This is a genomic window from Cryobacterium sp. M91, from assembly GCF_002929615.1.
In the GTDB taxonomy this organism is placed as follows: Bacteria; Actinomycetota; Actinomycetes; order Actinomycetales; family Microbacteriaceae; genus Cryobacterium; species Cryobacterium levicorallinum.
In genome coordinates this window covers 25,401-37,997 of the sequence record NZ_PJJT01000068.1, presented here as the reverse complement: position 1 = coordinate 37,997, position 12,597 = coordinate 25,401, and the positions used below count along the sequence as shown (strand labels likewise).

Here is a 12,597-nt window from a genome sequence, read left to right as displayed (position 1 = left end):
GCCCTCGCCGTGCTGCGGCTGAGCCGCCGATACTCCAGCGAGAGGGTGGAAAAAGCATGTCAGATCGCGCTCGACGGTCGCGTCCGCTCGCCCCGATATGCGCACCTGCAGCCGATCCTGGAGACCGGGCAAGACAAGAAGAGCACCCGCAGGATGCCGCAGTTCGAACCCACCGAACCCGAAACTGGCGGCTATGTTCGCGGCGCCGACTACTACGCCGGAGGCGGTGCACGATGAGCCGGATCGATATCGAGACCAAACGCAAACTCCGCGAGATGGGGGTCACCACATTGTTGGACGCGTTCGACGCCCAGGACGACACCCTGACGCTGGGTTTGGCGTTTGAGGAGAAGATCAAGCTGGCCGTCGACGACGCCCATTCCGTCTTCACCCAAACGAAGGTCGAGGGGCTGATCCGCCGGGCGAACCTGCGCTATCCCAACGCTGATCTGCGCCGTCTGGACCTCGTCGAGGAACGTGGACTTGACCGGTCAACAATCGCGGGACTTGGCACGNCGAGGAACGTGGACTTGACCGGTCAACAATCGCGGGACTTGGCACGTGCTCATTCATCGACCGGCAGCAGAACGTCGTGTTTCAGGGCTTCACCGGGTCGGGGAAATCGTATCTGGGGTGCGCACTGGCGAAAGCCGCCTGCCTGCACCGGGTGCGGGCGCATTACATTCGGATGCCAGAGCTTGAAGAGGCCTGGCAGCTGGCCCAAGATAAACCCTCCGGGACCACGAAGTTCTTGAACAAGTACGCCGCGTTCTCACTGTTGGTGATTGATGAATGGCTCCTGGACGAGCCCGACGAGAGCACCAGAAGCATGCTGCTGGAACTCCTCGAGCGACGCTACGACCAAGCATCGACGGTGTTTTGCACCCAATACGCAAAAAGGGATTGGCACCAGCGCCTCGGCTCCGGTGTTCACGCCGACGCGATCATGGACCGCATCGTCCACAACACCATCTGGGTCGAGACAGGCGGCCACAACATGAGAGAACACACCGCCGGCCAGGTCAAGGCATAAAGACTCGCGTGGTCGGGTGCCGTTGGCCCCCGGCCACGCGACGGCCCGGCACTCAAAGACAATACCGGTGGCCCCCGCAGGCAATATTCGGTGGCCCCTAAACCCTCAAATACTCAGTCAGCCTTGCCTTTTTGAAAGTCGAGGTCTGCAATCGCAACATCGAAGCCATCTTGTGCTAAGCGAAGCGCAATCCCCCGGCCTATTCCCTGACCTGCGCCAGTAACGAGAGCGACCTTGTTTTGAACTGTCATGGATTTTTCCTTTGTTTGCAGCCGCAACGTGAACTACGTCTGTGGTAGCCGCCCGACGAGACGGCGCAACTATTGCGTCACGGGGTCTTGATAAACGTATGCCTGTCACATGAATTCCACCCGAGTACGAACGAATCGGGTCACGTCCCGGGACTTCTAAGTGACTGGAGAAACGCTCCTGGAGCATGAGCCCAAGCGAATAAATATCGCTCACCGGTCCGACTTCCTCTTTGCGGATTTGCTCCGGGCTGAGTTAGGCAGCGGTACCGCCCGTCGAGGTTTCCGACGCTTCGTGGGCACGCACAGATGCAACACCGAAATCGAAGAGTTTCGCTCTCGACCGGTCATCGCCTCCCGGGTAGACCGCCATAAGGACGTTCGGCGGCATCATGTCACGATGGACTACGCCTTTCTCGTGACTATATTCATTCCTCTNTGGCAGCTGGCCCGCGACAAACCCGCCGGCACCACGAAGTTCTTGAACAAGTACGCCGCGTTCACCCTGTTGGTGATCGATGAATGGCTCCTGGACGAGCCCGACGAGAGCACCAGAAGCATGCTGCTGGAACTCCTCGAGCGACGCTACGACCAAGCATCAACGGTGTTTTGCACCCAGTACGCAAAGAGAGATTGGCACCAGCGCCTCGGCTCCGGGGTTCACGCCGACGCGATCATGGACCGCATCGTGCACAACACCATCTGGGTCGAGACCGGCGGCCACAACATGAGAGAACACACCGCCGGCCAGGTCAAAGCATAAAGACTCGCGTGGTCGGGTGCCGATGGCCCCCGACCACGCGACAGCCCGGCACTCAAAGACAATACCGGTGGCCCCCGCAGGCAATATTCGGTGGCCCCTAAACCCTCAAATACTCACTCAGAGCGGGCGCCGCGTGGCATCGGCGAGAACTGTGTCAATGTCAGCGTCGCCGAGATCCACGAGGATACCCGGGTCACCGGCCTGCTCTACCAGGCCTCCCTCGCGGCAACGACCCTCGACCAGGTGACGGTCAGCGTCAACGTGTCGGCCCGTCAGTTCGCCCGCGACGATTTTGCTGCCACGGTGCGGCAAGCCCTGCAGGTATCGGGGCTTTCGCCAGCGCAACGCTGCCTGAAATTGACTGAAAGCGCACTGCTCGATGCCATTGGCCCGGCCGCCGCGACGTTTGCCGAGCTACGACAGCTCGGGGTGCGCCTCGCCGACGTGGTGCACCTCGACGTTATCGCCGAGGTGATCGAGACGGCCGGTCAACGCGACCTGCTCCGCGAGATGGGCTGCCACTACGGCCAGGGCTACTACCTCTCGCGGCCCAGCCCGCCCTGGTTTCGCACGACTGAGGGCGGCGAATTGGGGTTGGGGTAGGGAAATCCGATTATTGGGCTGTCTGCATCTCCGTGTTCGGGTCGAGGAGAACGTAGACAAGGGCGGTAATCGTGCCCGTGACTGTGCCGCTCACTACCGCGACGTCGACGGTCGGCACCGTGGAGAGGGCGTTGATCAGGACGAGCCTCCGGCCGTGCTGAATGCCCGAAACGAAATCGAGCACACTGTCGTATCGACCGGTAACGGTGATGCTGAGGGGGATGGCAATGAAATTCGCCGGAGTGAGGCGGGGGTCAACCCCTGCGGCTGGAACCGCGCCGGCAGCAGTCGCCGCCTCGGTGGCAGCGTCGGCAGCTTCGCTCGGCGCCGGACTCGGTGTTGCCTCCGAGGTGGGCGCCGACGGGGGCGCCGCTGCTGTGGGTGCCGCCACGACGAGCAACGCCGGATCAAATGCCTGCGCGTCGTTCTGCCTGAACGCGGAGATCACGACCTGGCTGCTCGCGGCGATCGCATTGAACTCGTCAATCAGCGCTGGAATCTCGGCGGAGCTGGGAACGGCCAGTTGAATTGCGGACAGGTCATCCGTGAGCTCGTCGATGTTCTCGAACTGCTTCTTGAGGGCAAGTACCTGTAGCTCATAAGCGGCATTTTGCGCCAGCGTCGTGTCACGATCGGCCTCCGCCAACCGAACCTCGCTCAGTTTGGGCGAAATCCCGAGAAGCCACCCGAGGCCCACGATAGCGCCGATCACCAGCAGGGCACCGATCACCCAGAGCCTGTTCTTGTCCATGATCACTTCCCCTCCGCAGTGGCGAAGCGTCCCGAAAACGCGCCCTCATTGACGTGCAGCACGAAGTCAACGGTGTAAAGACCGGTATCCGTCCGGGTGATCGCGGCCGGCAGGGAATCCGCATAGCCGGGCAGCGTCGACATGCGCTCCAGCCACGCCGGCACGCTCGTGGCATCGGGGCTCGTGAAAAGTATCCTGATCGTCGCCACCCGGGCGTTCAGCAGGGGAGACGCCGCCTGCTCGTAGGGAACCAGGGGCGATGCTGAGTCGATCGAGAGCGTGTCAACGGTCACGGTGCTCGGCACGAGTGCCAGCACCTGGGCGAGGTAGGCCTTCCAATCAATTTCAGTGGATGCGCCGAATTGCCGCGCGACCAGTGTTGTGTCGAGAGCGGCCTGCACCTTCTGAACCTCGGAATACTTCGATTGGCTGGCCAGCAGCTCCGTGGTGCGTTCCCGCGCAGCGGCAAGTTCGGCCTGGCTCTGCAGGGCGTGCCAGCTGGATGCGCCGACCCCCGCCCCAACGAGTACCAGCACCGCCAGCAAGACGCCTCCGAGGCGTCGCCGGGTAGCCTTGACCTTCTTGAGCAGACGAACTTCGGGCGGAAGCAGGTCCATGCGGGGTTCCGCCCCGAGAACGAGTTCATCCGTCGGCTTCTTGCTGGTCATGCTGTGCTCCCCAGTGCGAGGCCGAGTGCCACGGTGAAGGCACCATTCGTGAGCTGCAGGGCTGCGGCATCTATGCCTCTGGCGAGCGCAACCGACGCGAACGGATCTGCCGGCAGGATGGGCAATCGAGTCAGCGCACTGAGCGCCTGCGCGAATCCGTCCAGCTGGGAGCCACCTCCCAAGAGCACAATTCCAGTCACGGGGATGTGCGGCCTGGTGTGTGAAAAGTAGTTGACGGTATTGCGGAGGCTGTTGAGCAGGTCGCTCGTCGCCTCGGAAATGATGGTCGCCTCGACAGCGTGGTTCGTCGTGGATGCCTCGGCAAGTCCGTGCTCGCGTTTCACTAACTCTGCTGTGGGCGCGTCGACGGACAAGCCCAGCACCAGTGCCTGGGTGAGGTCTCCCCCGCCCGCTGGGATGAGCCGCACAAACTGCGGAACTCCGGCGAGCGTGATCACAATGCTCGTGGTTGCCTGACCGACATCGATGAGGGCAACCGCGCCGTCGAACGTTGTCCCCCGACACACGGCTCGGCTGACCGCGAAGGGGATGAGGTCGACTTCGACTGCGGTCAGGCCGGCCAGTTGCACGGCGGCGATATTGCCCTGCACCCCCTCCTTGACCGCAACGATCAACAGGCCGTTGATCTCGGGGCCGTTCTCACCCGCACTCTCGTTGATCGGGTAGAAATCGAGCAGGGCCTCCGCTACGGGTACGGGCAACATGTCTGCAACGAGGAAGGGCAGGGTTTCGCGGATGCGTTTCATACTCGTCTTGGGCACCGCGAGGTCTCGCGCGAGCGCGCGATGATTACCGATTCCGAGCACCACATTCTTGCTCTTAAAACCGCCCGCCGACCACAGGGTCTTCAGCGCGGCCGCTACGGTATTTGGCTCAGCGACCTCTCCGCGGTTCACTGCTCCCGCCGGCAGTGCAATCTGGTGGTAACGCATGAGCACGGGACGGGCCTTGTCGGCGTCGCGCACCTCCACGCCGCGCAAGCCGGACGTGCCGATATCGATTCCGACGACGCTGTCCGTCATGGCTGGGCTCCTGTGCCTATTGCTGCCGTGCCTATCGCTGCCGTGTGCATCGCTGCCGTGTTCATCAGTCGGCCACTTCCCTGTTCGACACGACCGATCCCGGTTGCGGGTTTGTGATGGTGGGTGTCGCGCTGCCGGTTTCGAGGTCCACTCCCGGCAGACCGAGCGGCACAAAGGTGAAGGTGGGGTTGTTCTTGGCCGAGCTGTAGTTTCCCGCGATCACTTGCCCGCGCCAGCTGAAGCCATTGGCACCGTCGAAGGCGCACGGCGTGTAGAGCAGCGCCTCGACCGGACTGTTGATCGAGAAACCGTTCTTCACGGTGAAGTTTCCCTGTGTCGGCGCCGTGCAGGTGGGTTGTTCGTTGGAAAGCTGATCCGGCGTGATGAACCAGATCTTGTGCACGGCACTCGTCGACGAAGAAAACTGCAGCGCGTTGACTCCGGAGAAATCGAACTTGTTCGCGAAAATCACCACATCGCTGGTGAGCGTGACGGTGGTGTTGTGGGACGCCGTCGGTCCCAGCGCACAGTCGAGCGCGTTGATGATAACCGGCTTACCCGCACTGGTTCCGCCGAGGTTTCCGTTGGGCAGGGCGCAGGCGCCCAGGGTTCTCACCTCATAGGGTGTGCCGGTGGAATCCACCCAGGCGGCGGGGGCGTACGCCACCTCTGTCCACGGCGGCACCTCGGGAATGATCGCGGAGTGAGTGTACGTGCCGCCGACGCGAGTCCCGGGCGGGTTGGGACTCACGGTGCCAGCCGTCAGGTTGTCGCTGATCCTTCCCGAGCCGAGAGTCGCCGCGCCCGACACCCAGGCAGTCCCGTTAACCGTGCATGATCCCGTGAACGTCAGGTTTCCCGTCACGAGAACACTCCCGTTGATCACGGTGTTGTTCTTCGCGCAATCAAAGTTGCCGTTTTTGACCATGAGACCGGCCCCAGGTGATTCCGTCAAATCGAAGCTCGAGTTGGACTCCACGGTGCCGCCCCGATATAGGTAGAGCGCAACGCCGCTCGGCTCGATCCCGGGCACAAGGTACTTCAGGATCGCCTCGACCTTCGTCACGTTGCCTTCCGTGGCACCGTTGACGCCCGCAGTTTGGGCCGTTCCGAGCGAGGTGATCCGCACCTCGGTTGCCGTCACGGGCGGACACCCCGCAATCCAGGTGCTGCCCCCGAAATACTCGATTTTCGCGCTGTACCGGGGAGCCACCGCAGAAGCGTAAGTTCCCGGAACGGCTTGCCCGGCGCAGTTGCCGACGACGTAGAGACCCTGGCGTGCCGCCGCAACGCCAGCATCCGCTGCCGCACCGGACTGGACCCCGGACCGAGTAGACGAACTCACTCCATAGGCGCCCACAACAGCGGCCGTGATGAGCGAGGCGAACAGCAAACCAACCGCCATCACACCCAGCACGGAGGCCAGCGCAGCCCCGCGCTCCGGACAGCCGCGCAGCGAGGCGACGCCGCGATCTAGAAACATGTCAGGCCCCCCGATGCTCCGGCCCGACTGGTTGCGGAGCTTGAGATCACGACCGACGGGTGGTCACCGGCGAGGCTCGCGAAATTCACGGTGAGCTGCTGTCCGCTGGCAGAAAAAATATTCGTCCCAGCTACGGGTGCGATCCCTTCCTGCACGAGCGTCCAATCCTGGAGTTCAATCGGCGTGGGCAGGAGAATGGCAACACTGGATCGCTTGGAATAGATACTGCCATTGCCGGCCGCCGAGTAGTACCAAGCTACGCAATGCCACGACAAGGTTGCGTCTCGATTCACGGTGCGGGCGACGAGGAATTGATCGGTACCCGCCGGGGTCGTCAAGAGAAAATCGGTGGAATTGCGAACGTTGGTCTCGATTGAATCCGCCACCACTTGCGCCGATGTGGTCGCAGCCGTCACGGTTTGCACGCGCTCGGTTGCGGTCAGACCGCTGACGAACAGTCCGGCGACGACGGCGACGACGACGATCAGCAAACTGCTGTAGACGATCAGTTCGACGAGCGTGTAGCCCCGCTCCGACTCGTGGTCTTGTTCGGGGAACATGTCATTTCACCGCCACAAAAATCAAGGTCTTGGCCGACGCCAGCACGACACCCGTATCGGTTCGCACGACCGTGACAGCCATGGGAACCGTTATCGGGTACGAAGACGCCGAGGCAGGACAGGCACCGCCGACAGTCCGAGCTATCTGAAGAGTCACGCCACGCGGATCGACCACGGAGAAGGTGGCCGCTGTCAGGGCGGTGCAGGTGGTTTGGGCCCGCGCGTTCTCTATCTCCTTGTTCAGGAGTTGGGTGGCCGCCGCGAGCGTTCCGTTGGCCGCTGACTGAGTGACGCCCTGCACCAGGAACGGCAACAGGGCCACGGCCAGTAGCCCGAGCAGGAACATGGAGACAGCAATCTCGATGAGGCCGAAACCCGCTTCCGTCGCCCGGGGAGTCTCCCGCTGGCGGTCGTTCATGGCCCCTCCTTTGGAACGACGTGTCAGAGATCGGAGGATGAAACGGTGGGGCGTCGCGTTCGCGATGCCCCACCGTTCTTGGCGCCCCCACCGTACTCGACTTCGGCCGGGGCAACAGCTCGGCGGCACTCCGTTGCACCCTAGAGGGTGCAGGCACCTGCGACGACACCACCAGCATTGGTGATGCTGAAGATCTTGGTTGAGGCGCTCGTAGCCTGGATACAGAAGTTCGTGCCGCCGACCGGGATGGAGACGCTCGCGGGAATTGTCGGGGTAAAGCCATAAGGGGTGAGCGCGCCAATGGTCGTAGTTCCGGCGGGAGTGTCGATCAACAAACTCACGTAGGCAACTTTGGCATTGCCAAGGTCTGATTTGGCGGCGGAATCCTTGGCCTGGTTCTGCTGGCTCAGAAAGATCGGAATGGCGATTGCGGCCAGAATTCCGATGATGATGACGACCACGAGGAGTTCAATGAGGGTGAACCCGTGGTCTTCTTTGTTCAGGGCTGCACGCTTGCGGGCAAGTGGTCCGGTAAGGCTTTTGATCATGGCTGGTCCTTCTCTGAGCACTGGCGAGGAAGGCCTTCGCAAGCTTGATTTGAGCCTACGTGGATTGCACTAAAAAAAGTAAACAATTTGAATTATCAATCCCCAGTTCAGGGGCGAAATATTATTTGATATATTCAAAAATTGAAAACATGGGCATGTATAGCGCCACGATCATGCCGCCGATCACAATTCCGATGAACGCGATCATCAGCGGCTCGATCAGTGCCGTCAACTGTTCGGCCGTGGACTGCACTTCCTGGTCGTAAAAGTCCGCGATCTTTCCGAGCATGGTCTGCAGGGCTCCGGCGTCTTCGCCGACCGCGATCATCTGCACGACCATGGGGGGAAAGACCGGTTCCAGCGAGAGCGGCCCCGCGATCGACATGCCCTGCCGCACGGACTCCTGAACCTTACGGAGCGCCGATTCCACCACCCAGTTCCCGGAGGTTTCCCCCACGATATTCAACGACTGCAGAATGGGCACGCCGGCGCCGATCATGGTCGAGAAGTTGCGACTGAAGCGTGCGATCGCGAGCTTGGTCATGAGCGGCCCGAAAACAGGCACCTTGAGCTTGATCGGGTCAATAATTTTGCGCACGGTCTCGGTGTTTTTGTTCTTGCGCCACCACACCGAAAAGACGATTCCCCCCACAACGAGCAGCGGCAGCAGCCACACCATGACTTGGGAGAGCACGACGAGAATCTGGGTCGGAAGGGGAAGCTGGCCACCGAACCCGGCGAACATCTTTTCGAACACCGGCACGATGAAGGTGAGCATGCCGACAACGGCCACGACCGCCATAACGAGCACGATCGTGGGGTAGGCCATCGCCGACTTAATCGTGTCGCGCAGCTTGCCCTCCGATTCAAAGTTTTCTGCTACCGAGTTGAGGGAATTTTCAAGGAATCCACCGGTCTCTCCCGCCCTGATCAGATTGATCATGATGGGCGGGAACACGTTCGCGTGTTTGATCATGGCTTCCGACAGGGAGACGCCCGTTTCCACATCATTACGAACGCTCGTGAGGATCTTTGCGAGTTCCTTGTTCTCGGTCTGCATCGACAAGATATTGAGCGTGCGCAACAGGGAAAGCCCGGCGGAGGTCATGGTGGCCATCTGGCGGCTCATCACGGCAAGGTCTTTGAGCCCCGGATGCTTGGCGAACCCGGGAATACTGATCTCTCGACTCAGTCCGGTGCCGACCACGACCTCGGCGACGGAGATCGGGGAGACTCCCATGTTGCGCAAGCGAGTCATGGCGACGCTCTCCGAAGCGGCATCGATTCGCCCCTTCACGACCTTTCCGGCAGCGTTACGCCCCTTGTAGGCATACGCGAGGGTGGTGGGCATGGCGCTACTTCTTTCGGGGTGAGAACGAGTCGCCGAAGTCGATTCCCCCGGCCGACATGGTCGTATCGAGCGAATTGCTGCCGCCACCGGAATGCGCGATGAGCTGAGCCAGGCCCTCGAAGTCTTGGGCCTTTTCTTTCGCGGACTGCCGGGTAATACTGCCGGAATTGACGAGGTCGGCCAAGTGCTGGTCCATCGTGTGCATACCGAGCGCCCGCCCCGCCTGCATGGCAGAGGAGATCTGGTAGGTCTTGCCCTCCCGAATGAGGTTTGCAATGGCTGAGGTCGCCACGAGCACTTCCGTGGCCACCACGCGACCACCACCGACCTTTTTAACGAGGGTCTGGCAGATGACTCCCTGTAGGGTGGCCGCGAGCTGGGCCCGTACCTGTCCTTGCTGATAGGGCGGGAAGACGTCGATCACCCGGTCGATGGTCTGCGCGGCGTCCTGCGTGTGCAGCGTTGCAAACACGAGGTGCCCCGTCTCAGCCGCCGTCAGGGCGACCGACACGGTTTCCAGGTCACGCAGTTCTCCGATCAGGATCACGTCTGGGTCCTGCCTCAGTACGTGCTTGAGCGCGGCGGCGAAGCTGTGCGTGTCGTGACCGACTTCGCGCTGATTCACGAGTGACTTTTGGTGCCGGTGCAGAAACTCGATCGGGTCTTCGACCGTGACGATGTGGTCGGCACGCGTGCGATTGACGAGGTCGATCAGGGCGGCGAGCGTCGTGGATTTGCCGGATCCGGTCGGTCCGGTCACGAGCACGAGTCCGCGCGGCAACTGAGCGAACTTCGCGACGGACTCGGGCACCCCAAGTTCGGACAGCTGCTTGATCTCCCGCGGAATGAGGCGGAAGGCCCCTCCCACCGAATTGCGCTGCTGGTAGTAATTCACCCGAAATCTCGCGCCGCCCGCCGTGAAGGCGAAGTCGAGTTCAAGCTCCCGTTCGAACTCTTCGCGCTGCGTTGGCGTAAGCAGGCTGAAGAGCGCGGACGTCACCTTGTCCCGCAACCACTTTGTAGAGCCTGGGACCGGGCGTAGCCCGCCGTCGACGCGAATGCACGGCTGCGCCCCTACCGTGATGTGGAGGTCGGAGGCATTGAGGTCGAGCACGGTCCAGAGCGCGTTCAGGAGATCCGGATCGGGTTCCTGCCCTGCTGCCCCGTGCCTGAGCGCGGCGGAATCACCGGCGTCAACAAAGACTCCCTCGGTGGACACGATCGGAGCGGTCAGGTAGTCCGGCTCGGCCAAGCCAGCGGGACCAGGGGTGCCAGCGGGCTGATCGGCATCCGCTCGGCTCATTGCCGTTGGACCAAAGCCGGGAGCCGCCACCGGAATCTCATAGATCGGATTATTCATGCTGCCAGTCCTTTACGTTCTAAGCCACCACTCGGAGAATTTCCTCAATCGACGTGAGGCCCAGCAAAACCTTGGCCCAACCGTCTTCTCGCAGGGTGATCATGCCCTGCTCTTTCGCCTCTCTTAAGATCTCCGCGCTCGATGCACGGCCCACCGTCAGTCGTTCGATCTCTTCGGACACCGTCATGACCTCGTGAACGGCAATGCGCCCCCGGTACCCCGTCTTGGAACAACTGGCACAGCCGACGGGCCGGAATATCACCGGTGCCGGCAAATTAGGATCGACGGCGAAGTTCAGCAACACCAGCTCTTCTACCTCGCGGTTGTCGGTCAGCTTGCAGCGGTCACACAGCCTGCGCGCGAGCCGCTGGGCGACAACACAATCCAGTGCGGAACCGACAAGGAACGGCTCAATGCCCATCTCGGTGAGCCGCGTGATCGCACTCGGCGCACTATTGGTATGCAGGGTCGATAACACGAGGTGGCCGGTGAGTGCCGCCTCGATCGCGATAAGCGCGGTCTCGTGGTCCCGGATCTCACCGATCAGAACGACGTCGGGGTCGGAGCGCAGGATGGACCGCAGCGCACTGGCGAAGGTGAGCCCGGCTTTTGGGTTCACCTGCACCTGGTTGATGCCCTCCATCCGGTATTCGACCGGGTCTTCGACGGTGATCACGTTGATTTCGGTGCGGGCGACAGAATTCAGGGTCGTGTACAGCGTGGTGGACTTGCCTGAACCGGTCGGCCCGGTCACGAGGATCATGCCGTAGGGCTTGGAGTATGCCGTCTTATAAGCGTTGAAGTTTCCCTCGAGCAAGTTAAGGTCGCGCAGGCTCAGCTTGGTGCTGGAGTTGTCGAGAATTCGCATGACGATCTTCTCGCCCCAGACTGTGGGGAGCGTGGCAACCCGCAGGTCGATCTTGCGGCCGCCATGGCTCACGGACATGCGCCCGTCCTGCGGTTTGCGGCGCTCCGAGATATCAATGTCGCTCATGATCTTGAGCCGGGAGATAACACCGTTCTGGATGCTTTTGGGTGCACGCTGCATCGCGTGCATCACTCCGTCGATGCGGTACCGCACGCCGAGGCTGTGCTCTGCGGGTTCGATGTGGATATCCGATGCCCGGTCCTGAATGGCCTGGCTGACGAGCAGGTTGACGAAACGAACAATTGGGGCGTCATCATCGAGGGAATCCGAGACACCGAACGCTGCGGACTCCGTGGGCGCGTTCTCCTCCTCGAGGGTCGTCGTCAGATTGGTGAGCTCGTCGTCGGCCCGGTGGTAACGGCCAATGGCGGCAAGCAAATCCGCACGTTCCGCGACGACCTGCTTGACCTGCATCCGTGAAGCATCACGCACATCGTCGAGGGCAAAGACGTTACCGGGGTCGACCATCGCGAGTAGGAGACGGCCCTCGATAATCGCGATTGGCAGCACGTCATGGCGTCGGCAGATCGACGGGGTGACGAGCGCAACCGCCAAGCGATCAACGGGATAATCAAGAAGTTCAACGAACGGCAGGTTGGCCTGCTCGGCCCGCGCCTTGGCGAACTGGAGCTCGGTGATGACGCCGCGCTCGACCAGCGCCCGGACCGCGCTCTCATCTGCCGGGTCCCCGGCCATGAGCGTGTCAAGCACTTCGATAGGGAGCAGCCCGTGGAGAATCAGAATTTCGGTCAAGGTTGCCACACGGACCTCCCCCGAAGTGGTTACTTCTAGTCTAGACCCTGAGTATACGTCCCCGCCCCAGAATCCCGTTACCTTGCA

14 protein-coding genes and 1 pseudogene are annotated in these 12,597 nt (G+C 61.8%); 4 read left to right on the top strand and 11 right to left on the bottom strand.

The window, feature by feature from the left end:
* Window positions 1-237: pseudogene (locus CXY80_RS02950) on the top strand (IS21 family transposase); the annotation flags it as partial.
* Window positions 238-544: 307 nt separating this feature from the next.
* On the top strand, window positions 545-1,033 hold the full coding sequence (locus tag CXY80_RS20515; RefSeq protein ID WP_369828608.1) for an ATP-binding protein: 489 nt from the start codon (window positions 545-547) through the stop codon (window positions 1,031-1,033).
* A 113-nt stretch (window positions 1,034-1,146) separates the two neighbouring features.
* Here the strand turns inward: CXY80_RS20515 and CXY80_RS02940 are convergent, their stop codons facing one another.
* Window positions 1,147-1,284, bottom strand: a complete 138-nt coding sequence (locus CXY80_RS02940; RefSeq protein WP_104131545.1) for an SDR family NAD(P)-dependent oxidoreductase — start codon at window positions 1,282-1,284, stop codon at window positions 1,147-1,149.
* A gap of 292 nt (window positions 1,285-1,576) precedes the next feature.
* On the opposite strand from CXY80_RS02940, the gene CXY80_RS02935 reads away from it, so the two are divergent.
* Complete coding sequence (locus tag CXY80_RS02935; protein ID WP_304466169.1) at window positions 1,577-2,044, top strand: ATP-binding protein; 468 nt, start codon at window positions 1,577-1,579, stop codon at window positions 2,042-2,044.
* Between the two features lie 90 nt (window positions 2,045-2,134).
* Window positions 2,135-2,647 (top strand): EAL domain-containing protein, encoded by a 513-nt coding sequence (locus CXY80_RS02930; RefSeq protein ID WP_104131543.1) that lies wholly within the window; start codon window positions 2,135-2,137, stop codon window positions 2,645-2,647.
* Window positions 2,648-2,657: 10 nt separating this feature from the next.
* Here the strand turns inward: CXY80_RS02930 and CXY80_RS02925 are convergent, their stop codons facing one another.
* The 10 genes from CXY80_RS02925 to CXY80_RS02880 form a co-directional block, all read right to left on the bottom strand.
* The gene (locus tag CXY80_RS02925; RefSeq protein WP_104131542.1) at window positions 2,658-3,398 is read right to left on the bottom strand and encodes a type 4a pilus biogenesis protein PilO; all 741 of its coding nucleotides are present in this window, start codon (window positions 3,396-3,398) and stop codon (window positions 2,658-2,660) included.
* Window positions 3,399-3,400: 2 nt separating this feature from the next.
* Window positions 3,401-4,066, bottom strand: a complete 666-nt coding sequence (locus tag CXY80_RS02920) for a hypothetical protein (protein ID WP_104131541.1) — start codon at window positions 4,064-4,066, stop codon at window positions 3,401-3,403.
* Complete coding sequence (gene pilM, locus CXY80_RS02915) at window positions 4,063-5,109, bottom strand: type IV pilus assembly protein PilM (RefSeq protein ID WP_104131540.1); 1,047 nt, start codon at window positions 5,107-5,109, stop codon at window positions 4,063-4,065. The genes CXY80_RS02920 and pilM overlap by 4 nt, the downstream gene beginning before the upstream one ends.
* A gap of 64 nt (window positions 5,110-5,173) precedes the next feature.
* Window positions 5,174-6,592, bottom strand: a complete 1,419-nt coding sequence (locus tag CXY80_RS02910) for a hypothetical protein (RefSeq protein WP_104131539.1) — start codon at window positions 6,590-6,592, stop codon at window positions 5,174-5,176.
* A complete protein-coding gene (locus CXY80_RS02905; protein WP_104131538.1) occupies window positions 6,583-7,152 on the bottom strand; it encodes a hypothetical protein in 570 nt (189 codons plus the stop codon). The genes CXY80_RS02910 and CXY80_RS02905 overlap by 10 nt, the downstream gene beginning before the upstream one ends.
* Before the next feature lies 1 nt (window position 7,153).
* Complete coding sequence (locus tag CXY80_RS02900) at window positions 7,154-7,570, bottom strand: hypothetical protein (RefSeq protein ID WP_104131537.1); 417 nt, start codon at window positions 7,568-7,570, stop codon at window positions 7,154-7,156.
* Window positions 7,571-7,710: 140 nt separating this feature from the next.
* A complete protein-coding gene (locus CXY80_RS20510; protein WP_104131536.1) occupies window positions 7,711-8,118 on the bottom strand; it encodes a type IV pilin protein in 408 nt (135 codons plus the stop codon).
* Between the two features lie 121 nt (window positions 8,119-8,239).
* On the bottom strand, window positions 8,240-9,469 hold the full coding sequence (locus CXY80_RS02890; RefSeq protein WP_104131535.1) for a type II secretion system F family protein: 1,230 nt from the start codon (window positions 9,467-9,469) through the stop codon (window positions 8,240-8,242).
* Window positions 9,470-9,473: 4 nt separating this feature from the next.
* Entirely contained in the window at window positions 9,474-10,829 is a 1,356-nt protein-coding gene (locus CXY80_RS02885) for a type IV pilus twitching motility protein PilT (RefSeq protein ID WP_304466168.1), read from the bottom strand.
* Between the two features lie 19 nt (window positions 10,830-10,848).
* Window positions 10,849-12,519 carry a GspE/PulE family protein gene (locus CXY80_RS02880; RefSeq protein WP_104131534.1) on the bottom strand — a complete coding sequence of 557 codons (1,671 nt, stop codon included), beginning with the start codon at window positions 12,517-12,519 and terminating at the stop codon, window positions 10,849-10,851.
* Window positions 12,520-12,597 lie beyond the last annotated feature (78 nt).

What these genes read in the sequence shown, in the direction of transcription:
- CXY80_RS02920 (WP_104131541.1), bottom strand. Translation starts at nt 4,066, where the DNA reads ATGACCAGCAAGAAGCCGACGGATGAACTCGTTCTCGGGGCGGAACCC.
- CXY80_RS20510 (WP_104131536.1), bottom strand. Translation starts at nt 8,118, where the DNA reads ATGATCAAAAGCCTTACCGGACCACTTGCCCGCAAGCGTGCAGCCCTG.
- CXY80_RS02910 (WP_104131539.1), bottom strand. Translation starts at nt 6,592, where the DNA reads ATGTTTCTAGATCGCGGCGTCGCCTCGCTGCGCGGCTGTCCGGAGCGC.
- CXY80_RS02905 (WP_104131538.1), bottom strand. Translation starts at nt 7,152, where the DNA reads ATGTTCCCCGAACAAGACCACGAGTCGGAGCGGGGCTACACGCTCGTC.
- CXY80_RS02925 (WP_104131542.1), bottom strand. Translation starts at nt 3,398, where the DNA reads ATGGACAAGAACAGGCTCTGGGTGATCGGTGCCCTGCTGGTGATCGGC.
- pilM (WP_104131540.1), bottom strand. Translation starts at nt 5,109, where the DNA reads ATGACGGACAGCGTCGTCGGAATCGATATCGGCACGTCCGGCTTGCGC.
- CXY80_RS02890 (WP_104131535.1), bottom strand. Translation starts at nt 9,469, where the DNA reads ATGCCCACCACCCTCGCGTATGCCTACAAGGGGCGTAACGCTGCCGGA.
- CXY80_RS02940 (WP_104131545.1), bottom strand. Translation starts at nt 1,284, where the DNA reads ATGACAGTTCAAAACAAGGTCGCTCTCGTTACTGGCGCAGGTCAGGGA.
- CXY80_RS02885 (WP_304466168.1), bottom strand. Translation starts at nt 10,829, where the DNA reads ATGAATAATCCGATCTATGAGATTCCGGTGGCGGCTCCCGGCTTTGGT.
- CXY80_RS02900 (WP_104131537.1), bottom strand. Translation starts at nt 7,570, where the DNA reads ATGAACGACCGCCAGCGGGAGACTCCCCGGGCGACGGAAGCGGGTTTC.